The 24,897-nt window shown below is 45.4% G+C and carries 22 protein-coding genes; 14 read left to right on the top strand and 8 right to left on the bottom strand.

Annotated features, from left to right (window positions below; genetic code table 11):
• Positions 1-154: 154 nt before the first annotated feature.
• The gene (locus QUB51_RS20460) at positions 155-1,216 is read left to right on the top strand and encodes a mannose-1-phosphate guanylyltransferase (RefSeq protein WP_333055822.1); all 1,062 of its coding nucleotides are present in this window, start codon (positions 155-157) and stop codon (positions 1,214-1,216) included.
• 242 nt (positions 1,217-1,458) lie between these two features.
• Entirely contained in the window at positions 1,459-2,505 is a 1,047-nt protein-coding gene (locus QUB51_RS20455) for a site-specific DNA-methyltransferase (RefSeq protein WP_333055823.1), read from the top strand.
• Here QUB51_RS20455 and QUB51_RS20450 read toward each other — a convergent pair.
• On the bottom strand, positions 2,469-3,506 hold the full coding sequence (locus tag QUB51_RS20450) for a BstXI family restriction endonuclease (protein WP_333055824.1): 1,038 nt from the start codon (positions 3,504-3,506) through the stop codon (positions 2,469-2,471). The genes QUB51_RS20455 and QUB51_RS20450 overlap by 37 nt on opposite strands.
• Complete coding sequence (locus tag QUB51_RS20445) at positions 3,503-3,775, bottom strand: helix-turn-helix transcriptional regulator (RefSeq protein WP_333055825.1); 273 nt, start codon at positions 3,773-3,775, stop codon at positions 3,503-3,505. Before QUB51_RS20445 ends, QUB51_RS20450 begins: the two co-directional genes overlap by 4 nt.
• A gap of 285 nt (positions 3,776-4,060) precedes the next feature.
• Here QUB51_RS20445 and QUB51_RS20440 point away from each other — a divergent pair, with 285 nt between their 5' ends.
• A complete protein-coding gene (locus tag QUB51_RS20440; RefSeq protein ID WP_333055826.1) occupies positions 4,061-5,713 on the top strand; it encodes an AarF/ABC1/UbiB kinase family protein in 1,653 nt (550 codons plus the stop codon).
• Positions 5,714-6,057: 344 nt separating this feature from the next.
• On the top strand, positions 6,058-7,002 hold the full coding sequence (gene uvsE / locus QUB51_RS20435) for a UV DNA damage repair endonuclease UvsE (protein ID WP_333263086.1): 945 nt from the start codon (positions 6,058-6,060) through the stop codon (positions 7,000-7,002).
• A 70-nt stretch (positions 7,003-7,072) separates the two neighbouring features.
• On the opposite strand, the gene QUB51_RS20430 is transcribed toward uvsE, so the two are convergent.
• A complete protein-coding gene (locus QUB51_RS20430; RefSeq protein WP_333263083.1) occupies positions 7,073-7,465 on the bottom strand; it encodes a hypothetical protein in 393 nt (130 codons plus the stop codon).
• 126 nt (positions 7,466-7,591) lie between these two features.
• On the opposite strand from QUB51_RS20430, the gene QUB51_RS20425 reads away from it, so the two are divergent.
• Together QUB51_RS20425 and QUB51_RS20420 are read left to right on the top strand one after the other, a co-directional pair.
• Positions 7,592-8,263: an SOS response-associated peptidase gene (locus tag QUB51_RS20425; RefSeq protein ID WP_333210799.1), complete on the top strand. Its 672-nt coding sequence runs from the start codon at positions 7,592-7,594 to the stop codon at positions 8,261-8,263.
• Between the two features lie 149 nt (positions 8,264-8,412).
• A complete protein-coding gene (locus QUB51_RS20420) occupies positions 8,413-8,799 on the top strand; it encodes a VOC family protein (RefSeq protein ID WP_333055830.1) in 387 nt (128 codons plus the stop codon).
• Between the two features lie 21 nt (positions 8,800-8,820).
• Here the strand turns inward: QUB51_RS20420 and QUB51_RS20415 are convergent, their stop codons facing one another.
• Together QUB51_RS20415 and QUB51_RS20410 are read right to left on the bottom strand one after the other, a co-directional pair.
• Positions 8,821-10,008, bottom strand: a complete 1,188-nt coding sequence (locus QUB51_RS20415) for an RNA-guided endonuclease TnpB family protein (RefSeq protein WP_333055831.1) — start codon at positions 10,006-10,008, stop codon at positions 8,821-8,823.
• Positions 10,009-10,250: 242 nt separating this feature from the next.
• Positions 10,251-10,868 (bottom strand): CP12 domain-containing protein, encoded by a 618-nt coding sequence (locus QUB51_RS20410; RefSeq protein ID WP_333055870.1) that lies wholly within the window; start codon positions 10,866-10,868, stop codon positions 10,251-10,253.
• A 514-nt stretch (positions 10,869-11,382) separates the two neighbouring features.
• On the opposite strand from QUB51_RS20410, the gene glpX reads away from it, so the two are divergent.
• The 3 genes from glpX (at position 11,383) to QUB51_RS20395 (ending at position 17,238) form a co-directional block, all read left to right on the top strand.
• Positions 11,383-12,420, top strand: coding sequence for a class II fructose-bisphosphatase (gene glpX / locus QUB51_RS20405; protein WP_333055832.1), 1,038 nt, complete (start codon positions 11,383-11,385; stop codon positions 12,418-12,420).
• Positions 12,421-12,565: 145 nt separating this feature from the next.
• A complete protein-coding gene (locus QUB51_RS20400) occupies positions 12,566-13,858 on the top strand; it encodes a glutamyl-tRNA reductase (RefSeq protein ID WP_333055833.1) in 1,293 nt (430 codons plus the stop codon).
• A gap of 359 nt (positions 13,859-14,217) precedes the next feature.
• A complete protein-coding gene (locus tag QUB51_RS20395) occupies positions 14,218-17,238 on the top strand; it encodes a UPF0182 family protein (RefSeq protein ID WP_333263082.1) in 3,021 nt (1,006 codons plus the stop codon).
• Positions 17,239-17,453: 215 nt separating this feature from the next.
• Here QUB51_RS20395 and QUB51_RS20390 read toward each other — a convergent pair whose 3' ends face one another.
• The 3 genes from QUB51_RS20390 to QUB51_RS20380 all read right to left on the bottom strand — a co-directional run bounded on the left by QUB51_RS20390 (position 17,454) and on the right by QUB51_RS20380 (position 21,158).
• Complete coding sequence (locus QUB51_RS20390) at positions 17,454-18,110, bottom strand: hypothetical protein (RefSeq protein WP_333055835.1); 657 nt, start codon at positions 18,108-18,110, stop codon at positions 17,454-17,456.
• Positions 18,111-18,338: 228 nt separating this feature from the next.
• Positions 18,339-19,289: a PIN domain-containing protein gene (locus QUB51_RS20385; protein WP_333263077.1), complete on the bottom strand. Its 951-nt coding sequence runs from the start codon at positions 19,287-19,289 to the stop codon at positions 18,339-18,341.
• 240 nt (positions 19,290-19,529) lie between these two features.
• Positions 19,530-21,158: a site-2 protease family protein gene (locus QUB51_RS20380; protein WP_333263073.1), complete on the bottom strand. Its 1,629-nt coding sequence runs from the start codon at positions 21,156-21,158 to the stop codon at positions 19,530-19,532.
• Between the two features lie 239 nt (positions 21,159-21,397).
• Between QUB51_RS20380 and QUB51_RS20375 the strand changes: the two genes are divergently transcribed.
• The 5 genes from QUB51_RS20375 to QUB51_RS20355 form a co-directional block, all read left to right on the top strand.
• Positions 21,398-21,553 (top strand): hypothetical protein, encoded by a 156-nt coding sequence (locus QUB51_RS20375; protein WP_333263071.1) that lies wholly within the window; start codon positions 21,398-21,400, stop codon positions 21,551-21,553.
• Positions 21,554-21,901: 348 nt separating this feature from the next.
• Entirely contained in the window at positions 21,902-23,335 is a 1,434-nt protein-coding gene (locus QUB51_RS20370) for a hypothetical protein (protein ID WP_333210808.1), read from the top strand.
• Between the two features lie 160 nt (positions 23,336-23,495).
• Positions 23,496-23,870, top strand: coding sequence for a hypothetical protein (locus QUB51_RS20365; RefSeq protein ID WP_333055843.1), 375 nt, complete (start codon positions 23,496-23,498; stop codon positions 23,868-23,870).
• Positions 23,863-24,477, top strand: coding sequence for a hypothetical protein (locus QUB51_RS20360; RefSeq protein WP_333055845.1), 615 nt, complete (start codon positions 23,863-23,865; stop codon positions 24,475-24,477). The genes QUB51_RS20365 and QUB51_RS20360 overlap by 8 nt, the downstream gene beginning before the upstream one ends.
• A partial coding sequence (locus QUB51_RS20355) for a hypothetical protein (RefSeq protein ID WP_333298315.1) occupies positions 24,474-24,897 on the top strand: 424 nt, incomplete at its 3' end. The genes QUB51_RS20360 and QUB51_RS20355, both read left to right, overlap by 4 nt.

The following is a 24,897-nucleotide window of genomic DNA, read 5'->3' as shown; positions in this document are numbered from 1 at the left end:
CCTTACATTGATCGTGATACTAATTGGATTGAAAAAGTGACAGGCAGAAGATAGAAGGTAGAATTAAAAATTAAGCTACGGGTAAAGACACGGCATTGCCGTGTCCCTACCAGTATCAAGGCAAAATAGATGTGAACAGTTTAAACTTTAAACAATGAGTAGAACCTTAATTCCTGTGATTCTGGCCGGCGGTAAAGGCGAACGTTTCTGGCCACTAAGTCGCAAACAGCGGCCCAAGCAGTTTTTGAGTCTCGACGGTAGCGGCAAGAGTTTGCTGCAGGCTACTGCGGAAAGACTTTTGGAATTAGGTAACGGTTGGGACGATTTGTGGGTGGTAACGTCGGAAATGTTGGCGGAGGGGGTTCGGGAACAGTTGCCGCTGTTACCGCCGGAGAATTTACTGGCGGAACCGGAGGGCCGGGATACTGCGCCGGCGGTGGCCTGGACTGCTATAGAAACTGCGAAGCGTTACGGTGAGGATGCGGTTGTTGGTTTTTTCCCGGCGGATCACTGGATTGGGGAACCACAGGAGTTTATCAAGACTTTGGAGGCGGCGGCGGAGTTGGCGAAAAATCAGGATGCGATCGCCACTTTGGGAGTCAAGCCGAGTTATGCTTCTACCGGTTACGGCTACATCGAACAAGGCGAGGAAATCGGCAGTTTTGGGGGTTTTCCGGCCTATCGAGTGGCGAGGTTTACGGAAAAGCCCGATCGTACAACTGCGGAAGAATTTGTAGCCAGCGGCAAGTTTAGCTGGAACGGCGGAATTTTTGTATTTCGAGTCGGAACAGTCTTGACAGAACTGCGAAATCATGTACCTGAAATGATGGCAGCTTTGGAAGCAAAAGGGGCGCAGGCGTACTCGGAATTACCCAAAATTAGTATCGATTACGCGCTGATGGAGAAGACGCAAAAGGCTTGTGTTCTGCCCGTAGGCTTTAGCTGGGACGATTTGGGAGATTGGAATGCGATCGGTCGTTTGCTGCAAGGAGATAAGCCGAATTTGGAGTTAGCCAAACACGTCGGAATTGATACGAAAGGTGGCATTTTTTATGCAGCCGATGAGAATGAGGTGATTGTCACCATTGGTTTAGAAGATGTGGTAGTTGTCAGAGATGGCAATGTAACTTTGATTGTAAAAAAGGACAGGACGCAGGAGATTAAACAGGTAATTAAGGTGTTGGGAGAAGATGATAAATTGAAAGATTTATTGTGATAGAAATAGGGCGATTATCAATCGCCCTTTGGAATTACAATAAATCCCGGAAAAAGCGAATTACAAAAAATTATAAAACAGGCTATTTTTCCCGAAGCTGTTAAAGATGTTGAACCGGGCGAGCGTAAAACCCATCATTTAATTGTCTTACAGACTAGACTGAGGTTCGGTTTCCCATATATAATAACTTAAATTATGGAATCGAGCGGTTGAGTACAGAGCGCTATAGAGAAAATAAGCCAATGAACACCTACTTTCAATCCCCTGCGGTCACTCTCTACCAAGGTGACTGCTTAGATGTATTAAAGTCACTGCCTAATAATTGTGTCAATCTAATTCTGACAGACCCCCCCTATCATTCTACTAAAAAAGATAACATTACGGGCGACAAAAGATTTAAAAATGATCCAGAGTACCTTCACTGGTTAGACACTATAGCCGAGCAATGGCAGCGGGTATTAGCTCCCAATGGCTCTCTCTACTGTTTTGCCTCTAATAAAATGGCAGCCAAAATTGAGGTAATGTTAGGTGAAAGATTTAATGTCCTAGCTTCAATTACTTGGACAAAACCCAATGAACCAGGCTATGATGGATGGAAGCAAAAGGCAAAAAAAGAAAGTTTAAGGAGTTGGTATCTTCATTCGGAACGGATTATTTTTGCTGAATCAGCCTCAGCGGAAAACAACAAACAATCAGCTTTTGGTAGCTTGCTCAGAAAAACCCGCGAAGCTGCAGGGATCTCAACTATTCAGCTAACAGAAGCTATTGGTGAGTATGGGAGTGTCAATCACGGTGGTGCAGTATCGAATTGGGAGACCGGCAGAAACATCCCCAGTCCCGAACAATATCAAAAACTGAAATCGGTGTTGTCTAAATTTAGCCCCCAAGTCCCAGAATTACCTGATTATCAAGAAATAATCAGACCTTTTTCTGTAACTGCCGATATACCATACACCGATATTTGGGATTTCCCAACAGTTAGACCTTACCGGGGTAAACACCCAGCAGAAAAGCCATTAGATATGATTACTCATATTATTGAAGCCAGTTCTTATTCGGGTGATATGGTGCTGGATTGCTTTGCAGGTTCAGGTGTTGTTGGACAAGCAGCCCAAATGTTAGGTCGTAAAGCTATGCTGATTGAGATTGAAGAAAGTCTGTGTCACAAAATAACTTTACGGTGTTCTGATATATCACAGCCATTACCAAAGTCTAAAACATCAGAATTTGACTGGAAAAAGGAATTTTTGTTTCAAAACTTATTAAATAATGTGTCTTCGGAAAAATAATTAATTATTTTTCCGTTATTTGTGAGGACTTCTTCCATCCATTTTAATGTGCGTTTAACTCCCCAGTCTCTAGCTGCTGCATTACAGTGATGATGTCCCCATCCCAAATTGTAACGACAGTGATTATATACTCCGGCTTTGAGTTCCTTAACATGAAATAAATTTGCTGTGGTAACTGTCAAATCAGGTACATTTCGACCTTCAGCTTGTTCCACGCGGGACGCCAGCTCTTGAGCTAGGATAGGCTTCAAGCAAAGAGGGCAAACGGTACGCTGTTGGCTATCTATTATCCTGTTTTGCTGAAGTAGCGTAAGATCGCTCAGTCCCATGTCCTGACATTTAGCTTCGATTATTGCCTTGCATTCTTCAGGATTCAGTGTCCCTTCTTCTCGCGCCATATCAATAATTCCCTCGGTTTGCCACACAAGGAAAGATAACTGATATCTAGTAGCTTCTATTTCTGTTTTTGAAGCATACTCATAAATCCTAATTCCTGCCCCTTGACCGCCAGTTTTGCTATCTATGTACCCATGCCTTTCAAGAGAGTCTCCAGGACGGGTAGTATCTGGTACGCGGGCAAGGTATTGACCTCCTAGTGGTGGAATTCGAGAATGGGCGGGATGCCAACCATACTGACTTGGAGGGTAGCGCATCCATTGAGGTCTAGTTTCATAAAATACTAATAAATCTTTTCCTAGCTGTAAGTCTTTTGGTAAATCTAATTTAGAGGTTGGAGGAGTGTCCGAAAAGTATTCCTCTGGATGGGCAAGAACTATGTAACCATTTTCAAATCCTTCGGGTGGTGGGACAACCCCAACTTTCCACGAACTCAGCGGTATTAGGACTGTACTAGATCGGAGGACGCGGTTTTGATAAACAGTATCTTTCTCTGCACCTCTGGTTTGACCTGTCTTTTCAACTTTTCTCGCTATTGCTGCTGGCAGACCAAGTTTATAGCTCAACCGAGTATTTTTAGCTTTAGCATTTTTTTTAGCTGTCACTCTTCTACCTCTATACCATAGTTAGCAAAGAGCTCAGAAATAGATATATCCAGGGCTTTTGTTAGATTGTCAATATTTTCCAAAGATGGATTGCGCTGACCTCTTTCTATGCTCGAAATGTAAGTACGATGAAGTCCTGAAATTTCGGCTAGGTGTTCTTGTGATAGATCGAGTTCTCGCCGACGCCGCCTTATGGCTTTTCCAAAACGCTTTTTGATATCTATTTCACTTTTTTGCTTCAAGGTACAATTATCAAAAAATGTAGACAATAAATCTACAGACTATAAATAAACTTTTATAGACAATAAGTCTACAGATTATAAGTCAATTAATGAATACTATAAGTAACAAAACGGTCTGAAAATGTTTCCGAGACGAGGAAATTCTCAACAGCAATTCTGCTACCCAAAATACGCGCGTGCGAAGCTATCCCGTAGGGAATCGCGCCCCATTCGCACCACCCCCAAGTTATTCCCCAAGACACTGGTCAGCTTGGTCAACAGCGCTATCCTAGTAGTTATATAGCCCTTAAACCCGATCGACCCGGAGGCCCCTTGTTTAGCCTAGTTCAAAACAATTCTCGCAAAGGAGAAATTCTAGAGGTCGTCTTCCGCAACGGTTGGGACTACATGAAAAGCCTCCTAACCGGCCGCAAAACCGACGCACCCAGTCTCCCAACTCCAGCAGTTCTCCGCAACATCCTCGTCGAATTAGGCCCAGTATTTGTCAAATTGGGTCAATTGCTGAGCACCCGTCCTGACCTTTTACCCGCCAGCTATATCGAAACTCTCTCCACGCTACAAGCGGAAGTGCCGCCCGTACCGTGGTCGCAAGTAGAAGCAATCGTCCGCCAGGAACTCACACAATCTCTCGAAAATACCTTCGCCAAATTTAACACCGAAGCCATCGCAGCAGGTTCGATCGCCCAAACCCACAAAGCTACCTTAAAAGACGGCCGCGAAGTCGCCCTCAAAGTTCAGCGCCCCGGTATTGATATTGTCATCGAACAAGACATCGCCGTACTGCGAGGTTTGGCAGAACTTGTCATGCTCACAGACTTCGGTCAACAATACGATATTGTCGCCTTAGCAGAAGAATTTGCGATCGCCCTGCGTGCAGAACTAGACTTCATTCAAGAAGCCAGCTACACAGACGAACTGCGCCGCAATTTATCTAAAAGTAAATGGTTTGACCCCACACAAGTGGTCTTACCAGAAATTAACTGGGAGTTAACTACAAAAAAACTCTTAGTCATGGAGTGGCTGAACGGAGTCCCGATTTTGTTAGGCGATTTGCAAGGAATTCGCCACAAAGGAGATATAAATGCCGAACGCGAAGAAATTACAACGCTACTTTGCCGCGTTTTCTTCCAGCAGTTATATATCGACGGATTCTTTCACGCAGACCCGCATCCCGGCAATTTATTTTATCTCAAAGACGGCCGCATAGCTTTGCTAGACTGCGGCATGGTCGGCAGATTAGACCCGCGCACTCAGCAGAATTTGACAGAAATGTTGCTGGCAATTGTCGATTTAGACGCTCAGCGCTGCGCTCAATTAACTTTGGAAATGGCCGAATTTGCTCAGCCGACAAGTTTAGTTAATCTAGAGAACGATTTGGCTCGAATGCTACGCAAGTATTACAATGTTAGCTTGTCGCAAATGAACTTGTCGGAAATATTTTATGAGGTGCTGGAAATCACCCGCAAAAATAAAATTCGGCTGCCCAGCAATCTCGGTTTGTATGCAAAAACTCTAGCTAATTTGGAAGGACTGGCGCGCTCTTTTAATCCCCGATTTAATATTGTAGAGCAGGTCAAACCGCTGATGACCGATATGTTTCGGCGTCAGTTATTAGGAGACGATCCGATCCAAGCTCTGCTGAGAACTGCCCTGGATCTGAAAAGCTTATCTTTGCAATCTCCGCGACAGGTGGAAGTGCTTTTAGACCGAGTTACTTCGGAAACTTTGAAGTGGAACTTGACACTAAAAGAACTCGATCCGCTACGCCGCACTCTGGGGGATTCTGCGAACCGACTTTCTTTTAGTATTGTCGTGGGTTCGCTGATTGTGGGGGCGGCAATTATTTCTTCTAACGCACAAACTTCTCAGCTATCTTTTCTGAGCACTGGTTTGTTTGGGGCGGCGAGTTTTTTGGGTTTTTGGTTGATTATTAGCATTCTCAGGTCAGGGCGTTTGCGAAGTTGATTGAAAACGGGAAATGGGGAAAGTCAGGAGATATAGCAATTCTTTCGGGAAACACGAAACTGAGTTTTTTTGTGAAGGAACCGCGAAGACTCTCTTGACGCGAATGTTGAGAAGAGAAGAGAAAAATTTCACAATTTATGCCAGGAGTGCTATGGCATCCTCAACTATTAAGCAACATCTCTGACTTAAGATAGGCGATCGCCCGCAGCCGCTGAGTCTAAGCTAGAAATTATAGTTAGATCGAGTTTTGAGGGAGTAAAGTCTCTCAAAACTTGATAACTAAGGACTTCAGTCCTTATTACAAACCTATTTTGCGATCGAAATAGAGCTAGGTGTTATTTTAAATGAGCAATATTAACCAAGTATTGGAAAAAGACAAATTGCCGGAATTGGGATTAGTCTGTATTACAACATCCAATGAAGTTCGCTTTCGCACAGTCACGCGGAAGCGACTTTTACAGCTTTCGGAAACTGAACAAGAAACGGTATTGCGCGAGCTTTATACAGACAACTTAAAGCGGCTTGACAAAGCGATCGACTTCTGTTCCGTTAATCAGATTAAGCTCTACCGCATGACTTCTGCACTGTTCCCTTTTGCAGATACAGATTTGGGGGAAGCAGTGCTACACTCCATGACTGAAGAATTGCGGAAGACGGGCGATCGCGCTCTTTCTTTAGGCATCCGCTTGGTACTCCACCCGGATCAATTTGTCGTCCTCAGTTCCGACAAGCTTTCTGTGGTTGAAAACAGCATTAAAATTCTCGCGACTCATGCTTTAATTTTAGATATGTTGGGACAACCCCGATCGCCCCTGGCACTGATGAACATTCACGGCGGCAAGAGCGATCGCACTTCGCAGCTCAAATCAGTCATCCGCGATTTACCCGAATCAATTCGATCGCGCTTAACCTTTGAAAATGACGAATACGCTTACAGTTCCTCGGAAATTTTAGAAGTTTGTCTCGATACCGGCGTACCAATGGTTTTTGACGCCCACCACCACGTCATTCACGAACATTTAGAAACTTACGACGATCCCAACGTTGCCGAAATGCTCGCAGCAGCCCGCACAAGTTGGTCTGTTCCTGAATGGCAATTAGTACACATATCAAATGGCAGAGAATTTTTTGCCGATCCGCGCCACAGCGATTTAATTACAGAAATGCCTAATTGCTATTATCAGGCTCCTTGGATTGAAGTAGAAGCTAAATTCAAAGAATTAGCTATTGACAAGTTGCGCGCCGAATGGTTGTCGGCGAAGGTTCCACAATTTAGCAATGTCTCTTAGGGTGGGGTTTTACCAACAATAATTGCCTAAAACAAATCATCTCGAAAATTCACCCGCACCCAACGGTAAATCACAAGAACAGGCAAGATGCCTGTTCCACAAAGAATGAATTTTCTTGTGGGGTGTCCCGCAAGAACAGGCAAGATGCCTGTTCCACAAAGAATGAATTTTCTTGTGGGGTATCCCGCAAGAACAGGCAGGATGCCTGTTTCACAAAGAATGAATTTTCTTGTGGGGTATCCCGCAAGAACAGGCAAGATGCCTGTTCCACAAAGAATGAATTTTCTTGTGGGGTGTCCCGCAAGAACAGGCAAGATGCCTGTTCCACAAAGAATGAATTTTCTTGTGGGGTGGGCGTCTCGCCCGCCCGGTTTAGTCCGACAATCCGACAGGGGTTTTTAACCCCTGTCTCATAGTTAAAGTCCTCTAAAAGAGGACTAAAATAGATAGATATTGAGCTCATATTTCCAGTCGGTTTTAACCGACTTTAGCTTTGAGGCAGGGGTTTCAACCCATGCCGGACTGCCGGATTACCCGACTGTCGAACTGCCGGAATCGGTAAAAACCGCGTTAATACAACTATAAAATTATGTGCGGAAGATTCACTTTAACTACTTCAGGTCAAATCATCGCCGAATTATTCAAACTGTCGGGAGTTCCAGACATCAAACCGCGATACAATATCGCCCCAACTCAATCAGTTGCCACAGTCACAGTTGAACCAGAAAAAATGCAGCGACATTTTCAATTTATGCGCTGGGGTCTGATTCCAAGTTGGGCAAAAGACATGAAAATAGGCAGTCGCATGATTAATGCGCGATCGGAAACTGTAGCCGAAAAACCTGCTTTTCGCAGCGCCATTAAGCACAGGCGATGTTTGATAGTGGCTGACGGTTTCTACGAATGGCAACAGCAGGGAAAGAACAAACAGCCTTACTATTTTCAAAAGGCAGACGGCGAACCTTTTGCTTTTGCCGGTTTGTGGGAAAATTGGGAATCTCCTGAAACAGAAAACATTGTATCTTGCACTATAATTACTACCGCTGCTAACGAAACAGTGCAGCCGCTGCACGATCGAATGCCCGTGATTCTCCCCGACAGCGATTGGGAACAGTGGCTCGATCCTGCTGTTAAAAATGCTCGGGAAGTTTTGCCCTTGTTAAAGCCCTATGCTTCCGAAGCGATGAAAGCAAAGGCCGTAAGTGCGATCGTCAATAGTCCAACTAGAGACAGTCCCGAATGTATTAGCGATCGACAATAAATCATTGCAGCCGACAAAACCGAGATAGTTTGAGTTATGATGTAAAATGATGTTTGAGTTGTAGCTTGGGTTTTCTCAAGATCAGTTTAACTCTGTTGTTATTTGCTCAAACACTTTTAAATCTTAACATCAGTTAGAAGACAAAAAATATGATCGGATATGTTACACTCGGTACCAACGATATTGAAACGGCAGCCAAGTTTTATGATGCTTTGCTGGCTGAAATTGGCGCTCGACGATTCATGGAATTCGACGGATTTATCGCATGGAGCGTTTCTCCAGAGGAACCAGCACTTGCTATTATAAAACCCTATGATGGTAACACAGCAACTGTTGGCAATGGAGTCATGATAGCTCTTCAGGTTGACAGTCCAGAAAAAGTTAACTTAGTTTATAACAAAGCGATCGAACTTGGGGCTAAGGATGAAGGGCCAGCAGGACCAAGAGGCGCGTTACCGGGGTTTTATGCGGGATATTTTCGCGATCTTGATGGGAATAAGCTGAACGTGTTTTGTTTGACATCCACCCCGCCGTAGAACGGCGAGGATTCCCAAACCTCAAGATTTAGGTTTCTGCTTCTGTCCCTTACGGGGTTTCGCACCTGCCTTAACAGATTTACTCTGTTCGGGTCTTACAGTCGCTCCACAGACTGCCACGGCAAGCCCTGCCGCCAAAATATTCTTTGCCGCGTTGATGTCTCGGTCATGGTGTGTCCCGCAATTAGGACAATCCCATTCCCGGATATTCAACGGCATCTTGTCAACGATGTGTCCGCAATTGCCACACCGTTTTGAACTCGGAAACCATCGGTCAATCTTAATTAAAGTACGACCGTACCACTTACACTTGTATTCAAGTTGCCTGACCAATTCGCCCCAACTTGCATCACTTATGGCCAGGGCAAGGTTGGGATTTTTAATCATGTTCTTCACAGCCAAATTCTCGACGGCGATGGTTTGGTTTTCGCGCACCAACCGCGTTGTTAACTTGTGAAGGTTATCTTTTCTTGCATCAGCAATTTCTTGATGTACTTTCGCTACTTTGAGTCGTGCTTTGTAACGGTTGTTTGACCCTTTCTGTTTCCGGCTTAAAGCTTTCTGCGCTCTTCTAAGTTTGCGATATTTTGCCTTGAATCCTTTGGGATTGGCAATCTTTTCACCAGTGCTAAGAGCGAGTAAACTTGTAATGCCCAAGTCAATACCAACTTGACTGCCTGACTGAGGTAATGCTTCAATTTCAACATTCACCAACAGGGAAACTGACCACCTACCAGAGGGTGAAAGCTTCACCGTAATGGTTGATGGTCGGCAACCGACAGGTAGCATCCGGCTCCAACGAATTGGCAACGGGTCGGCACACTTTGCTAAGTAAACTTGTCCATCCTTAAACTTGAAAGCAGATTTGGTAAACTCTGCGCTACCACCATTGCGTTTTTTCTTGAAGTTGGGATATTTCGCCCGCCCATCAAAAAAATTGGTGTAAGCCGTTTGTAAATGTCGCAAGCATTGCTGTAACGGTACGCAGCTAACTTCCGACAGAAAATCTAACTCTTCTGTTTTCTTCCATTCGGTTAGCATTGAAGAGGTTTCAGCATACCCTACCCGTTTTTGGTCTTTGTACCATGCCTCGGTTCTTACGGCTAAGGCACGGTTGTATACTAAACGAGCGCAACCCATTGTCCGTCGCAACAAACTCTCTTGTTCCGGAGTTGGGTAGAATCGATAGCTGAAGGCTTTGAGCGTCATGCTCACAGTCTAACACTTCGATTGTGATATTGTGCTAGACTCAATGTAAAATCTTTGTAAAGCCGTCAAACGAAGGACGGGGTTTCAAACCCAAATTTCTGATGACAGGGCCAAACACTTAAGATTTTTATCTTTCGTGAGGCGAGCCGAAAAAAAGCTATTTCCGATTGTTAGTTATTAGTTATCAATCCATAAATAAGAGTTGATAACTAATAACTAATAGTTAATGACTAATAACTAGATTAACTGTCGTATATCCGCGCTTCAGCAGCCTCTGGATTTTCCTCGCAATACTGGTCAAAAGCCGTTTTTTCCAGCTTCATCGATCGCTGGTGAGAAGCCTCAGCCTGCATTTCTTCTACAATATCCCAGGCTACCGCGCACTCTCTAGAGGTAGCGCCTTTTTCGGCACAGATACTTCTGGCATCCGCGATCGCCTGTTCGATTTCTTCGTCAAATAAAACACTCTTCGGCTTCTCAAGAAAATCGCTTTTTGTCAATATATCCGTGACCGAAATAATGCCCACTAGCTCGTCCTTAATCACCGGCGCCCGGCGGATGCGGGTATTCGCGAACAACCTAGCCACATATTCCACCCCCAAGTCAGGATTGACCGTAATGCAAGGTTTGGTCATAATCTCGAAGACGCGGACTTTTTTCGGGTCTACTCCGTAGGCTGCTACTTTATAGACAATATCCGTTTCTGTCACAATGCCATAGGCATCTTGTTCGTGGCGACGTTCCACAATCAACGCGCGCAAACACAAATCGTTCATCATCGCCACCGCTTCAGCTACCGTTGCTGAACCGCGAATGGTAACAACATCTGTGGTCATAATATCTTGGGCTTTCATCATCATTGTTTTTTGCTTACGGCTCATAAAGTCTACTGCGTCGCGATTTGGGGCTGTCCATTTGATTTGCGATCGTCATTAGGACTTACCCTCACAAACCCGGTTTCTACCAAAATTTTGGGTTTAGTAACGATAAATTCCGGGTTAGCAACCGGGTTTCTGAGAAATCGTGCATCGCAAACTAATCATAAAACCTTTAACGGCACTCGGAATGACAACTTGCCTGAAACAGCCCGTCGCAGCCCCGGAACCTCTGGAGTCCGCGATTTAGCGTTCAGACGGCAGGGCTGTTTCATTCTCTTGTAGGGGCCGTGCTACCCCTACTCCCCGTGCCGGCCCTCTTGGTCGGATCTTTGAGCTTGTTGGACTCAGATTTTCCAGCCCCAGTCTCAAAGAAGCAAAAGTTAACACAAACTAAGCAACTGCTTGCGCTCGCACAGATCCCCGCCTCTGATAAACTTGATGGCTGGGAGTGCAAAAGAGCACAAGGCACGCATCAGCAGTTGGGAGGATCTAGTTCGTGGACAATGTAATCGGTTTAGAGATTATCGAAGTAGTTGAGCAGGCAGCCATCGCTTCCGCTCGCTTGATGGGCAAAGGCGAAAAAGATGAAGCCGACAGAGTGGCTGTAGAAGCCATGCGGGAGCGCATGAACAAAATTCATATGCGCGGCCGCATCGTGATCGGCGAAGGCGAGCGCGATGACGCACCCATGCTTTACATCGGTGAACAAGTAGGTATTTGTACCCGCGAAGATGCCAAAGATGTCTGCAACATAGATGAATTGATCGAAATTGACATCGCTGTTGACCCCTGCGAAGGTACTAACCTGGTTGCTTACGGTCAAAACGGTTCGATGGCAGTTTTGGCAATCTCTGAAAAAGGTGGTTTGTTTGCGGCACCGGATTTCTACATGAACAAATTGGCTGCTCCTGCGGCTGCTAAGAATCATGTAGATATTCGCAAAACGCCCACTCAAAACCTCAAAATTATCTCTGATTGTCTCAGCCGCAGTATTGAAGATTTGGTGGTGGTGGTCATGGATCGCCCCCGACACAAAGATTTAATTAATGAAATTCGGCAAGCGGGTGCAAGAGTTCGGCTGATCAGCGACGGCGACGTTTCGGCAGCGATTTCTTGCGCGTTTTCTGGTTCCAACATCCACGCACTTATGGGTATTGGCGCAGCACCCGAAGGCGTGATTTCTGCAGCGGCAATGCGCTGCTTGGGCGGTCACTTCCAAGGGCAGTTAATTTACGATCCGGCTGTTGTAAAAACTGGTTTGATCGGTGAAAGCAAAGAGAGCAATATCGCCCGCCTGAAAGAGATGGGCATCACAGACCCAGACAAGATTTACAATGCTGAAGAGCTGGCATCTGGAGAAACAGTTCTGTTTGCAGCTTGCGGGATTACTCCCGGAACGCTGATGAATGGAGTTCGCTTCTTTGGCGGCGGCGCTCGCACTGAAAGTTTGGTAATTTCTTCTCAGTCGAAAACGGCTCGATTTGTGGATACAATCCATATGTTTGACCAGCCGAAATCTCTGCAATTGAATTAGTGATTAGTTAGTGGTTAACAGTTAAATGTTAACAATTAACAGTTAACGGTGAACAGTCACCAGTGATTAGCAATTAGCGATAAACTAAGAACTAATAACAGGTGACTGTTAACAACTAAGAAAGAAATAGTGACAAATCACAGATATGAATATTGCAGTCGTAGGTCTCAGCCACAAAACAGCGCCGGTAGAAGTTCGCGAAAAACTGAGCATTCCAGAACAGAAAGTTGAAGCCGCGATCGCCCAATTGCGCGGCTACCCGCACGTTCAAGAGGTTGCCATCCTCAGCACTTGCAACCGCTTAGAGATTTATATTGTTACCCGCGAGTCGGAACCTGGTGTGCGAGAGGTTATTCAGTTCCTTTCCGAATTCAGTAAAGTTCCTTTGCAGTCTTTGCGCCCTCACCTGTTTATTTTGCTGCACGAAGATGCGGTGATGCACTTGATGCGAGTGGCTTCTGGCCTCGACAGTTTGGTGCTCGGAGAAGGACAAATTTTGGCTCAGGTGAAACAAACTCACAAACTCGCCCAGCAGTACAAAGGTGTAGGCAGAATTTTAGAGCGCTTGTTCAAGCAAGCTCTCACAGCAGGGAAACGAGTTCGCACGGAAACTAGCATCGGTACTGGTGCAGTTTCGATTAGTTCGGCGGCGGCAGAATTGGCTCAAATGAAGGGTCAGCATTTAGCAAGCAGCAAAATTGCCATTATCGGTGCTGGCAAAATGTCGCGGCTTTTGGTGCAGCATTTGCTCTCCAAAGGAGCTAGCCATATTTCGATCGTTAACCGCTCTGTGCGGGGCGCCCTGGAGTTGGCCGGTCAGTTTAAAGATGCTCAACTGCACCTGTATCAGCTATCGGAAATGATGCAGGTAATTGCTAGTTCTGACTTGGTTTTTACCAGTACGGCAGCTACCGATCCACTGTTAAATAAAGCTAAATTGGAAGCGGTTTTAGATCCGAATCGCCCTTTGATGTTGGTGGATATTTCTGTGCCGCGCAACATTGACTCGGATGCAAACGAACTCACTAATGTGCGATCGTTTAATGTGGACGACTTGAAAGCAGTGGTAGCTCAAAATCACGAAACCCGTCGCAAAATGGCAATGGAAGCTCAGGGCTTGCTGGAACAGGAAGTAGAGGCTTTTGATCTCTGGTGGCGCAGTCTGGAAACCGTTCCTACTATTAGCTGTTTGCGGGATAAGATAGAATTGATTCGGGAACAAGAGTTAGAAAAAGCTTTATCGCGTCTTGGTTCGGAATTTTCGGAGAAACATCAAGATGTGATTGAATCTTTAACAAGGGGGATTGTGAATAAGATTTTGCACGATCCGATGGTACAGTTACGCGCTCAGCAGGATATTGAGGCGCGGCGGCAAGCGATGCAAACTTTGCAAACACTGTTTAATTTGGATGTGGATGTCAATCAGCAGTACAGCTAGTTTGTCATTGGTCATTAGTCATTAGTCATTAGTCAGTTGACCCGAAAGCAGGAGTCATATTATGCCCGGTCAATTACCATGAATAAAAATGCCTCCAACCCTGGCGGCAAAAGTATCATTCGGGAAGGTAAATTGCTCGAACATGATATAAGTTACAGCATATTCCATGTATATGTAGTACACACTATATTGTAGTAAGTAAGGTGCGTCGCCACCAGTTAATCTGCAAGTTCTATTTAAAAGGTCGCAGATCCGCACCCTACATATTAAAATTACACAACATAAATATAGCGGCTACTGTACTTCATCAACCTGGAATATGCTGTATCATTCAACCAATAACTAATGACTAATAAGTAATGACTAATAGGCGAATTTATCAATTAATTTTAGGGATTGTAGGGCTGTGGCTGGTTCTTGAATTTGCCTCCCGCATGGCTGCAGAAATTCTCTGGTTTCAGGAAGTTGGATATCTTCAGGTTTTTCTGTTAAAGCTGAAAACTCAAGGGTTGCTGGGGACGATCGCAATTGCTGTTTCTTCTGTCTTTTTGCTGGGAAATTTGGCTTTAGCCCGCCGCCTGCAACATCCCGCAGAGGAAATGAAATCGCCGGTTGTGGGGGAGCTATTCGCTTCACTGAGGGCGAACAACGCGGGGAAGAATACCGAGAAGAATTACGAATTACCTGTTGCTAAATCCCAAATAACCTTTTCCTGGCTGCTGTTGGCGGTATTCGGATTGAGTTCGATCGCAACTTTTATAGTAATTCACTGCGGGCTGTTGGCTGCAAACAGCCTCACCTATTTGGGTATAGCTGGCAATTTACCTGCACCGCCGGTGCAGTTAGGAATTGAGTCCATCCAGCAAATAGCCGTGCAGTTATTTTCTCGCTGGTGGCAGTTGGGCTTGCTGCTGGGGACAATGTTAGCTGTGGTAATTAAGCCTGATTTTTGGCTGCGGGCGATCGCCCTTTTTCTCAGTTTGGCGATCGGGCTGATTGTCGCCAGTCGCTGGACAAATGTTTTGCAATATTTTCACCCTATTAATTTTAACACGACCGACCCTCTTTTTCATCAAAATATTAGCTTTTATGTATTTATTTTGCCAATCTTAGATTTGCTAGGATTCGGGCTGACAGTTGTATTTTTGTACAGTTTAGTATCTAGTGCTTTAACATATTTGCTGTCGGGAAATAGCCTGAGTCAAGGGATATTTTTGGGGTTTTCTCGATCCCAGCAGCGGCACTTGTACGGGTTGGGTGCAGCTTCCATGCTAGCCGTTGCATTCCGCTACTGGTTGGGGCGCTACTCATTGCTGTATTCGCGGGGAGACGTTACTTACGGCGCAAATTATGCTGACGTGACAGTGCGACTGCCCTTCTATGGATTTTTGAGTATTGTGGCCACGACGATCGCACTTTTGATGCTGTGGCAGGTTTACCAATTCAAAATTAAAAATGAAGTCCTAAAAAAAATTATTTTAGCCTGGGTAACTTTAACTTTTGTGGGAGGTTGGCTGCTGCCACAAATTGTGCAGAAACTCATAGTTCAACCCAACGAACTAGCACGAGAACAGCCGTACATTGAGCGCAGTATTGCCTTTACTAAAGAAGCCTTTGATCTCAACAATATCGAAATAAAAACATTCGATCCCGCCGGAAAACTTACTTATGCCGACTTAGAAAAAAATCAACTTACTATTAGCAACATCCGCCTGTGGGACAAGCGACCGCTGCTGCAAACGACCCGACAGTTACAGCAAATTAGACCATATTATACATTTCCTGATGCGGATATCGATCGCTACACAATCAAAAAGGAAAAAGCACAAAAAGGAGATTCGGAAAGTCAACAAGTGTTTCTGGCAGCGCGGGAATTAGATTACACAGCAGTTGCCCCAGATGCTCAAACTTGGGTGAACGAACACCTAGTTTACACTCACGGTTACGGCTTTACTCTTTCTCCCGTAAACAGAGTCGGTGTCGGCGGTTTACCGGATTATTTTGTCAAAGATATTGGAGTGGCAGCCCAGAAAGGAGAGACTGCTTTGGAAGTCACTAGCGATCGAATTCGGGCCAGTATTCCGATCGGCTACCCGCGAATTTACTACGGCGAAATCACCGATACAGACGTGATGACGCCCACAAAAGTCAAAGAATTCGACTATCCCAGCGGCGAAGAAAATGTTTACAATACTTACAGCGGTAGGGGCGGAATTGCGATCGGTTCTATATGGAGGCGCTGGCTGTTTGCTAATTATCTCAAAAATTGGCAAATGGCGCTTACCCGCAATTTTACCCCAGAAACTAAATTGCTGTACCGCCGAAATATTAACAAAAGAGTCCGGGCGATCGCTCCTTTTTTGCGCTACGATTCTGACCCGTATTTAGTAGTAGCCAACGCCAATCTTAGCAATGATGATATAGAAAAAGCCAGGGAGGACAATGGCAACAAAATTAAACCTGCACCCGCCGCTAATGATAAATCTCCCAACTATCTTTACTGGATTATCGATGCCTATACAGCAAGTCCTCGCTATCCGTATTCCGATCCGGGAAATCATGAGTTTAACTACATACGTAACTCTGTAAAAGTAGTAATTGATGCCTACAACGGATCTGTTGACTTCTATGTTGCCTATCCCTCCGATCCGATTATTAACAGTTGGATGGCTATCTTTCCCGGACTCTTCAAACCCCTTGACAAAATGCCTCCGGCTCTCCGCAAACATATCAGATATCCAGTAGATTTGCTGAGCATTCAATCAGAACGCTTGCTAACTTATCATATGGAAGACCCGCAAGTATTTTACAATCGGGAGGATTTGTGGCGAGTTCCCAATGAAATTTATGGCAGCGAACAGCAGCCCGTAGCACCGTATTATTTGATTACGAAACTGCCAACGGAAACAACAGAAGAATTTATTTTGCTGCTGCCATTTACACCAGTAAGCCGCAACAATTTAATTGCTTGGATTGCAGGGCGATCGGATGGTGGCAATTACGGAAAATTGCTGTTGTATCTGTTTCCCAAACAGCGATTAGTTTATGGCCCGGAACAAATAGAAGCTTTAATTAACCAAGATCCTGTTATTTCCGAACAAATATCTCTCTGGAATCGCCAGGGTTCAAAAGCAATTCAAGGAAACTTATTAGTAATTCCTATTGAACAATCTTTACTGTATGTGGAACCTCTTTACTTAGAAGCAGAGCGTAATAGTTTGCCAACTTTAGTCAGAGTTATTGCTGTTTACGAAAACCGCATCGTCATGGCAGAAAATCTTGAATTGGCACTCAAGGCACTTTTTCAGCAACAATCTACCAATAAACCGGCCATTATTCGACCTTTAGAAGGAACAGCGCCAGCTTTAAACAATGAATGATATCAATTTCCGTTGAACTCGTCATGATTGTTGACTGTTGACTGTTGACTGTTGACTAGGGGTCTGAAAACTGAATGGTTGAGTGTTAAGTGTTGACTCTATTTTATTATTCCGAGGCCAGCGAAAACGATATAAATTAGTGCGACTTCTGTTCGCTAGGATCGCGAATTAAATAACTTACAATTTTAATTGTTATTGTGGAAGTTATTTAATTCTCATTCCCTAGCAGCCTTGATATCCTGCCACCAAACATTGACATAGGGCCACATCAATCTCTCGTCTCCTCCAGAATCTAGTTTCACTGTCACCTCATAACGGTCAATATGCGTGAGTTCGCCAGTTTTACCATTCAAATAAAATTGTTTGGGATTGTCGGTGATAATTTCTACCCTTTGATTCAACAGCGGCAGCATCTGGGTAGAAGAACCCTGAAACGGATTTTTGCCTTTGATCGCATAGCCACCAATCAAAGATAAGTACATTAAAGCTAGGAAAAATACCGTCAATAAGCCCACAATTACCAGTGTTTTTTGTTGTGAAAAACTGGTATAAACGCTCCCATATCCTACGATCATAGTTCCCAAAAACAACAAATTTGGCAGGTACAGCCCATCTTCCAAAAACACGCTACCAAAAAACATCAGGACTACCTGAAAACCAAATAATGCCGCCACCCAACTCCAGCCAGTTAGCAACGATGCAGATAGTAGCCAATTCATTGCTAGAGTAAGGGCGATCGCCATTGCTATTGCCCCAAGTGGTGCTGCATAATCGTATTGTCTGAAGGGAAGAAGAACAAAAAATACTAAAGCATACGCAAAACCCGCAAAAGCCAGTGCTAATCCACTAATTATTTGGTTCCCGTTCAGCATGGCGAGGAATTTTTAGAACACTAAAGTGGAGCGTTCATCTTGTGTTGTGATAGTAGCCGTTGAAAATTCCCAGCGGACTAAGGCCAGAAATTCTAACCGTAGGGTGCGCCACGAGCAGCTTACCGCTATATTTAGGGGAGAGAACCGATTTGTTAACCAAGCGTGCTATCCCAGTTTCCCAAGGTGCAAATCAGCCACATCAGAAGGTAGAATTTTCAGCAAACTAGATTATTTAGGGTCGATCGACTTAACAAATTGTTGCACAGGCTGCGGTAGAGCCGGCACAAAAGTCTTTCTAAAACCCCTAACATCGAACACTCGCCACAAAATACCCACCGCTACCGTCAAGAAAAATAAGGCTCCCAAAAAATTGAACACACTAGACAGAAAACCGCTGTCCCTTTTTTTCGGAGGTGTAATATGTTTCATGCGATATACAGCCGGCTCGTAATCTATCGACTCCTCGCGATTGCGCCGTGGCGTTTTGGGCCGGGAACTCGCACTGCGCTTCTCAGTCAAACCCGTTTTATTAGTTTTAGTAAAACTGGTAGACGACTTCAATTCAGAAGCGCCGCGCGTCCCCGTTAACTTGCTAGCAGAAGCCCCCGTTTGGCCCACAGCAGCATCCTGAATTCTGTTGTTAGGGCGCTGAGTCGATTTGCGTTCGGCGAGGGTACGCATCAAACTTTGCAATTGCTGAGTCGCCGCCGGCGGGCGTTCCCCTTTCCTCGCCCAATTTAACAGCATCGCCCCGGTAATCCCGCAGAGATTCGTAGCGCCTACAGAAGCCAGCCGCTTCAGCAGAGGCTGGCTGTTGGACACAAAAATCACCAATGCGTCCGGGTGTTCTTGAGCCAAACCGTAAACGCACTGAGCCGTCGCCACCACCAGCATTGCTGGCTTGCTTTGATTTTTGATCGAAGGTTCGAGAGCGCGGTGTGTTTCCTGAGCGTCAGTTGCAATCCAACCGCTGTCGGCAAAAAAGCGCATAAACTCTCTAGCTACTTGCTCTTGAGCTTTTTCCACCGCTTGCCCTGTCAGACGATCTATTTCGTCGTACACTACTTCTGGGATATAGCAAGTTCCCACCTTCGCATATTCTTGCCAAACTTGGGTTCGGCCAGTCATTAAAACATCTGCATCAAAAGTTACCAATACAGGAGGAAGTTGATTAGCCATGACTTTATCCTATAGGCTCAGATAAGTTATTTAAACTTAATCGATCAAGTTTAAACAAATTTTGGGTTATAAAAAAATCAACTTTTGGTAGTAGATAAATTGCCCTGGGCGCGGGTATTAATGGGAAATTAGTAGTTAGGAACCCGATCGCCCTTCAGTTCCCAGTTCGATCGCTCAATTCCTATATTCCACTAATTTACCGCAACCCAAGAGCCTATTACCAAAGATGCCCGACTACTGCTAGTTGCCAATTCCCAGACGGCCAGCCAAAGCCGGAGTCAACGGCAACAGCGCAGCAATCATCAAGAACAAAGCTAGCAAACCCAAAGCCGCGCGAGCATCGTCAGGCTCAGTCAGCTCGTTGAGGCTCGGTCGCTCCAGATTCCGCTGTAAAATCAGAATCACGATCGCCCAATACAGAGCCAAAGGATTAACTAAAGAAACGATAGCCAGCACCACAAAAGTCGCCAAAGTAGTGCGACTGGCTATTTTCCGACCGTAGATGGCTTGCACGATTCTACCCCCGTCCAACTGTCCCGCCGGCATCAAATTAATCGCCGTTATTACCAAGCCCAACCAACCGATAACTACCAGCGGGTGAACGTCAACAATCTGCTGCTGCAACGCCGAACCCAAAACCACTTTTGCCAAAGTTCCCACCAAAACCGAGCCCTTGAAAAATTCTGCGGGAATTTGAAACAAACTGCCGGGGTGAGACAGCAGCAAACCCGTTACCAGCATTAGCACAGAAACTATTCCCCCAGCCGCTGACCCGGCAAAAGCGATGTCAAACAAAACTTTACGGTTGGGCAGCAGCGACTCAAAACGGTCGATCGCGCCAAAACAACCTATCTGCAAAGTTGGTATAAAAAACGGCCAACTCAAGCCAACCTTGTACCGATTTGCCAGCACTCGGCGAGCAATTTCCCCAGACCCTAAAACCGCCCAAATTCCGGCTGCAATTGGCAAAACTTCTAGATATCTAGCCGGCGAGTTAAAGAAATCGAAACTTAGCAGCAAACCGCCTGTCTCTAAGCTAGTAGCAATTGTTGCCAGCAGGAGCACGACTGCTAGGATTTTTTGAGACACGGTTGTGGGCTGCGGGTCGTTGGTGCTGGGCAAGATAATAACTACGGGCTTGTCGTCCTGATTTTCTACTAAAAATAGGCGGTAGCGATCGTTTAATCTTTCTTCCAAACTTGCCGTCAAACGTGAGTGTACTTGTTCTGGGTCTCCTCGGAGATTGCCTTTGAGAATTACCCCATCTTGATAGGGAATCGTTTCTGTGGCAAAGAAAGTATCAATTCCAAAGATACCTTTAATTGCCTTGAGGTCTTCCACCGGAACGGGAATTATTTCTGATTCATTATTCGCAGGCGACGAGGTGACGATCTTAATCGTTTCTGGGCCTGGTGGTCGCTGCGACTCAGGGGCTGAGAAAGCATCGCTTTGGGACTTTACCTCAGCAGCATCCGGCCGCGGCAGCACTGTATCAGATGCAGCCTTACGCAATTGCCGGCCCAGATAAATGTACAATCCCGTGGATGCCACTAGCAGCAACAATACCGCAACTAGATTGAGGTAAATTCCGGCGGCGAACAAACCAAAGAACAGCAGCCAGGGACTCATCAGCGCAACAGACTGCAACCAAGCCAAAATTCCCAGTTTGCCAAAAGGTCTGGCGCGATAAAATCCCCAACCCAGAATTCCCATAGCAACCAATACGAGCGCAATTGTTGCCGTATTTTCCGATGCAACTATAGGCATTCCGGTTGCTTGCGCCAATAGGGGCTTTAATCGGTCGATCGCGCTGCGGTCGAGTAATAGCATTAAATTTTGGGGAACATGAAATAGAGTTGTTGGGAACATATCCAAACCTGTCGGAAACTAGCCTGATTACTAAGGATAACCTCTGAGGGCTACTCGGCCCACAACCTGCTGTTGCTGTTTGAACATCGCAGGAGCTAGGCTATTGACACAATAGACTTTTTATGATATCACATCGGCTATAGCAAACCTATACCCAGAAGGGTAGCAGTGTCGATCGGTCAGAAGCATGAAGATTCGCCCAGTGTGGCAGGTGGGGCTTTTTTAAGGATTTGTTTCGGATGCCAGACGCCGAAAATAAAAACTCAGCTCCGACCGTCGCAGAATTCCCAGAGCCGACTGACTTGCTCAACCAATTGAAAGCGCGGCGTAAAAAATCCAGAGCGGACTTGGCAGACGTGGAGACGTTCTTGGAAATATTGGGCCCGGAGAGTTGACCCGTGTCTGCTGAAAGGATGCCGGGATACCACCTGACCCAGATAGGCAGTGTTTCGCATTTGTTGTGCGAAACAAAATGCGAAAAAAATGCGAAACAAATAAGGTTTGAGCCGCTCTCTCCTTTTCGGGAAAGAACGGCTCAAAGCATTGATGCTATTAGGTTTTATGTAACGGGTACGGCAGGACTTGAATCAAAGCCTCGCTCTTGAATTACGAATTTCCGTCGTTCTAGCCATTTTTTGCACCCACTCTGAAAGTCCTGTTTTTGATTTGAGCGAACACTGAGCGACTTGCTGTAGGCTGAGTACATCAGTCGAACTCAGCACTATCAGAGTAGGGAGCGAGAGATGAGCGAAAAATCTAATCCTGTCACTGCAAGTACCACCGCAGACTACCTTATTGGCTACGAGCGGATTCTAGACTACTTCCAACAAGCACAGAAAGAATGCCCCAAGGGCGTAGGGCTAAAAAGAGACAGGAAAGCGAGTGGTGGTTACATAACGTTGCAATTCAAGTTAGGTGACAAGCGGGTCAACAAGACTTGTGGGTGCTACTTGACCATGCAAGGTATCACTGATGCTCTGAGGAAAGCTCATCTAGTTGCTAGCGGTTTACAGTCCTTCTCTAGCGAGAGTCGCTTTTTAGCCTGGTATGATGATGTTATTTTGGATAAAAACGTCATCAAAAATGATTTGATAACGTTTGGTCAGGCGATAACAAAAGTAGAGAAAGAATACTGGGATGGACGCACTAAACGCCGTCAACAACGTGACAGGAGTAGTATTAGTCAGCAACGTACTTGGAGTGCCGTTTACGGTGACTACTATAAGCTGTTGCCACAAGATAGGGTCGTAAACCTAACAGATATTCTGTCCGCAGTTAACGGTAAAAAACAAGGAACCAAGTGCTTTAAAAATTGCTTGTGCGCCATGAAAAAGCTTGCTGAGACTATTGACAGTGCCGACTTATTGGGCAGGCTCAAAGAGATTGACGGTAGACAAACAGAATTTCGTGAAGACCTTCAAACTTTATCGGTTGATGAGTTTTTAAAACTTCGCGAAGTGGTTTTAGATGTTCCCAACAACAAACGATACCATTTGGAATCACGTAGGCGGTGGATGTGGGTATTCTCAATGCAGTTGGTGTATGGCTTTCGAGTTCATGAAGTTTTTGCGATTCAGAATATTGACAAGCCATTTAAGACGAAAGATGGTGTTATTATTCCTGCCTTGAATGAACCGATAAACAAACAAATGATTGCCGTAGTAGGCGATAAGACGTTACTAGATACTACAACTAAGACGGGCTACAGGTTGTGTATACCCATGCTCCCTCCTACTCATCCTGACTTGATGGAATGTTTAGAAATCAAATCAGGCAACTTGCCTGATGTTAGAACATCGTCAAACAATCCAAAGACGATTAGTGGGCTATACAGTGACCGCGCACAAACTATCTTAAGAAGATGGGATAAAGGCTTTACCCAAACCCACGCTTTACGTCACTTAGCAAATCTCAACGGTCAAATGGCGGGAATGTCTCAGGAGACAAGAGCTAAGAGTTTGGGGCATTCAACACAGATGAATGAAGGTACTTATAAAAAACGAGCCAATACTCAGACAACGATTGATTTACTAACTCAGTCCACAACAGAAGCTATTCCATTGGGTAGTGCAATTGGAGTGCTTAAACAGTTAGGAAGTGATGTGAAAAATGTCAAACTGCTAGCTGCTATTTACGGCATTACGCCCGACGAAGTGATGGAGTTGCTTGCCGAATAATTTGAAACAAAACTTTACACTTCCTGTGTTGACAAGGAGGTGGAAGTCTGCAATCGTGAGTAACTAAGGAAGATTGATGCGCGGTTGACGAGCACTTGCAATGCTAGCCAAACCACGACTTCCCCAAACGTTCAGGTACAACGGTTGGAGCCGATAAATTATGACATTTTTAGACGGTTGTCTTTGCGGACGATCGCAACTCTTAATGATTCCCCGTCGCGAGTTGTTGCAGAAAATCGCATCGGCCGCTTTGCTGTTTTTTGTGCCGCGTTCTCAACCAGTCAATCTAACCCCTGAGAAATATCCCAAGTCCCAGTTTTGTATTGGTGACAAAGTAGCCGACTACTGGACTAATGAATTCGACAAGGAGTGTGTCGAATACGGCGAGGTGCTTGGTTTTTGCTGGCATCCTTATGAACAAACTTGGGCTTATCTAGTTAATTGGACAGGTGGACAAGGGCCAGACTCTACGTACCCCTGTTTTGACGAGCGATTAGTTGTTGGTGGTGACTTGAGGCTTGTCAGCCATGACTAAACCAATTGTCAGCTACCGTCGCATTGACCAATTAAAGGCGATCGCCTATGACCGTGGCTTCACCAATGAGGATGCCAAGCAGTTCGGGAAGCTTAGCAAAACTGCTACATGGGAAGCGCTGCTAGAACTGTACCTCGTTGACGGTGAACTGCTTGACACAGTGAATGTAGACAGTGTAGACGCATTGCTAGATATACCACTAGACACAGTTATAGGAAGTGTAGACGCAGTGTCTGAACTGCTTGACACAGCGATTGTAGACAGTGTAGACACAGTGCTAGACACACCACTAGACACAAGTGAAACAGTCGCAAGTAGTCGCAAGCAGTTCGACTGCTTGTATACCTTGACTGCACCACTAGACACAGTTCTAGAAAGTGTAGACACCCTAGATTGGACTAACGACGGTTCGTTCCCTGTGTGCGGTTTCACCCGCCAGACTTCCACCAGCTTTTTAGACTGGGTTGACCTTGGGCAACTCATCGCACTCGCACTCGCATCGGCGGGACTGCTTGTGCTGGCTATGTCTATGTGGCGACAAATCAATCCCCTGAATTTATTTCCCTCTCCTGTTCGCATCAACATTCAAATTGGGACAAAATTATGAGCTTACAACTGCGACTGTTTGGTGGTAATTCTGATGCTGGAAAACTCACTGCCAGCAACGACGGCGGACACGCAATCGACAAATCAAAAGTTCTGGCAAGCACCGACGCAAGCGTTATCACACCGCTAAATCCTGGCAACTTTTCCAGCATCCGCAGTGTTCCAGTTGTGCCAGCACCGCGCTATTTCACGAAGGAAGAAGCGGACGCTATGAAGGATTTAGCTAAGGAGAAAACAGACGGGGCAAAACAATCTAAGCGCGCCTATGAAGCACTGGCAAAAGTTGAAGAAGCCGATGCTAAAGTTCACCGCCATCACCGCAAATATGAGGGTGCTGTGGCCGACAGGGTAAGAGCATCTCAATCATGCTTGACAAAAGCACTTGAGAATTTGCATCATATAGTCATTGTTCATCGCAGCC

The organism is Microcoleus sp. AT8-A3, from assembly GCF_036705675.1.
Taxonomy (GTDB): Bacteria; Cyanobacteriota; Cyanobacteriia; order Cyanobacteriales; family Microcoleaceae; genus Microcoleus.
This window is presented reverse-complemented; position numbering and strand designations above follow the sequence as displayed.

What these genes read in the sequence shown, in the direction of transcription:
- QUB51_RS20460 (WP_333055822.1), top strand. Translation starts at nt 155, where the DNA reads ATGAGTAGAACCTTAATTCCTGTGATTCTGGCCGGCGGTAAAGGCGAA.
- QUB51_RS20455 (WP_333055823.1), top strand. Translation starts at nt 1,459, where the DNA reads ATGAACACCTACTTTCAATCCCCTGCGGTCACTCTCTACCAAGGTGAC.
- uvsE (WP_333263086.1), top strand. Translation starts at nt 6,058, where the DNA reads ATGAGCAATATTAACCAAGTATTGGAAAAAGACAAATTGCCGGAATTG.
- QUB51_RS20430 (WP_333263083.1), bottom strand. Translation starts at nt 7,465, where the DNA reads ATGAGCTCAATATCTATCTATTTTAGTCCTCTTTTAGAGGACTTTAAC.
- QUB51_RS20425 (WP_333210799.1), top strand. Translation starts at nt 7,592, where the DNA reads ATGTGCGGAAGATTCACTTTAACTACTTCAGGTCAAATCATCGCCGAA.
- QUB51_RS20420 (WP_333055830.1), top strand. Translation starts at nt 8,413, where the DNA reads ATGATCGGATATGTTACACTCGGTACCAACGATATTGAAACGGCAGCC.
- QUB51_RS20415 (WP_333055831.1), bottom strand. Translation starts at nt 10,008, where the DNA reads ATGACGCTCAAAGCCTTCAGCTATCGATTCTACCCAACTCCGGAACAA.
- QUB51_RS20410 (WP_333055870.1), bottom strand. Translation starts at nt 10,868, where the DNA reads ATGATGATGAAAGCCCAAGATATTATGACCACAGATGTTGTTACCATT.
- QUB51_RS20400 (WP_333055833.1), top strand. Translation starts at nt 12,566, where the DNA reads ATGAATATTGCAGTCGTAGGTCTCAGCCACAAAACAGCGCCGGTAGAA.
- QUB51_RS20395 (WP_333263082.1), top strand. Translation starts at nt 14,218, where the DNA reads ATGACTAATAGGCGAATTTATCAATTAATTTTAGGGATTGTAGGGCTG.
- QUB51_RS20390 (WP_333055835.1), bottom strand. Translation starts at nt 18,110, where the DNA reads ATGCTGAACGGGAACCAAATAATTAGTGGATTAGCACTGGCTTTTGCG.
- QUB51_RS20385 (WP_333263077.1), bottom strand. Translation starts at nt 19,289, where the DNA reads ATGGCTAATCAACTTCCTCCTGTATTGGTAACTTTTGATGCAGATGTT.
- QUB51_RS20380 (WP_333263073.1), bottom strand. Translation starts at nt 21,158, where the DNA reads ATGTTCCCAACAACTCTATTTCATGTTCCCCAAAATTTAATGCTATTA.
- QUB51_RS20375 (WP_333263071.1), top strand. Translation starts at nt 21,398, where the DNA reads ATGCCAGACGCCGAAAATAAAAACTCAGCTCCGACCGTCGCAGAATTC.
- QUB51_RS20370 (WP_333210808.1), top strand. Translation starts at nt 21,902, where the DNA reads ATGAGCGAAAAATCTAATCCTGTCACTGCAAGTACCACCGCAGACTAC.
- QUB51_RS20365 (WP_333055843.1), top strand. Translation starts at nt 23,496, where the DNA reads ATGACATTTTTAGACGGTTGTCTTTGCGGACGATCGCAACTCTTAATG.
- QUB51_RS20360 (WP_333055845.1), top strand. Translation starts at nt 23,863, where the DNA reads ATGACTAAACCAATTGTCAGCTACCGTCGCATTGACCAATTAAAGGCG.